Here is a 1,304-nt window from a genome sequence, read left to right as displayed (position 1 = left end):
GAAGAGTCGGCGATCGCCGTGCGGCAGCTGGTTTCCGGCGAGAAGTCCACTGTGGACGGCTCGGTGGTCGGCTCGCGCGGGTACCGGTTGCGGCTGGCCGCCCCGAAATCGCCGGTGACTATCGCCGCGTTCGGCCCGCGAGCGCTCGACGTCGCCGCGCGGCACGCCGACCGGATGGTGGTCAACCTGGTCAGCCCGGCGGCGGCCGGGACTTTGGTGCGAGGCCTGCGAGAGGCGGCTTCGCGGGCGGGTGTGACACCGCCGCCGGTGGCCGCGTGGGTCGTCGGCGCGGTGGACCCGGACGCGGCGTCGCTCGAACAGCTGCGTCGCGGCGTGGTCGGCTACCTCGCGGCGCCGGGCTACGGCGAGATGTTCCGCGCGGCGGGGTTCGGCGACCTCGTCGACTTCGCGCGCACCCGGCCGCACCCGCGTGAGCTGCTGGCCGCCGTGCCGGTGGAGGCGATCGCCGTGGTCGGGTTGCTGGGCTCGTCGCCGGACATCGCCGCGAAGGCGCGCGAGTACGAGGAAGCGGGGATCGACGAGCTGGCGATCGTGCCCGCGACCAGCGACGACGACCCGGGCGGGGCGAAAACCCTGGAGGCGTGTCGATCCGCAGTCGTCCCGTTCGACGCGTAGGCATGAGCGAACCGACGCACACCGAGAACCTCGACCAGAACGGGTCCGCGGCCCTGCCGTGGAGCAGGGCGCGCGACCTCCTCGCGACCCAGACCCCGCACGAAAACCTGACGTTCTTCGTCGGCACCGTCCGCCCCGACGGCCGCCCGCACGCCGCCGGCGTCGGCGCCATCTGGGTGGACGGCGCACTGTACTTCAAGGGCGGCCCGGGGACGCGCCGCTCCCGCAACCTCGCGGTGAACCCGGCGTGCACCGTGTCGGTGCGGCTGAACGGGCTGGACCTGACGATGGAGGGCGAGGCCCACCGCGTCACCGACGCGGCGACGCTGGAGCAGGTCGCCGCGGTCTTCCGCGAGGGCGGCTGGCCGGCGACGGTGATCGGCGACGGCCTGACGGCGCCGTTCACGGCACCGAGCGCGGGCCCGCCGCCGTGGCACCTGTACCGGCTGGAGCTGCACCGCGCGATCGGCGTCGCGGGCGCGGAACCGTACGGCGCGAGCCGCTGGGACTTCGCCCACTGACCCCCGGGCCGGGACGCCGGGCGGGCTGCGATGGCCGCGGTGATGCTGCGCAGGCCGCCGTGGTCGGGCGCTGGCCGGTTGGGTTTCGCCGACTGAGCGCCGGGCCGGGACAAGCGCCCCAATGTGGCCTTCGGTGCGTCAGACGCA

At 74.8% G+C, this 1,304-nt stretch carries 2 protein-coding genes; both read left to right on the top strand.

The features are described 5' to 3' along the window. On the top strand, window positions 1–636 hold a 636-nt coding region (locus G3I65_RS18800), incomplete at its 5' end, for an LLM class flavin-dependent oxidoreductase (protein ID WP_160697269.1). 2 nt (window positions 637–638) lie between these two features. Next, on the top strand, window positions 639–1,157 hold the full coding sequence (locus tag G3I65_RS18795; RefSeq protein ID WP_160697268.1) for a pyridoxamine 5'-phosphate oxidase family protein: 519 nt from the start codon (window positions 639–641) through the stop codon (window positions 1,155–1,157). Window positions 1,158–1,304: the final 147 nt, after the last annotated feature.

This window comes from Amycolatopsis sp. SID8362 (assembly GCF_010550475.1).
In the GTDB taxonomy this organism is placed as follows: Bacteria; Actinomycetota; Actinomycetes; order Mycobacteriales; family Pseudonocardiaceae; genus Amycolatopsis; species Amycolatopsis eburnea.
The sequence above is the reverse complement of the archived record's forward strand: the minus strand, read 5'-3'. Positions and strand labels throughout refer to the sequence as shown.

Bases quoted from the DNA above. Each gene is read 5' to 3' on its own strand.
- G3I65_RS18795 (WP_160697268.1), top strand. From the start codon at position 639: ATGAGCGAACCGACGCACACCGAGAACCTCGACCAGAACGGGTCCGCG.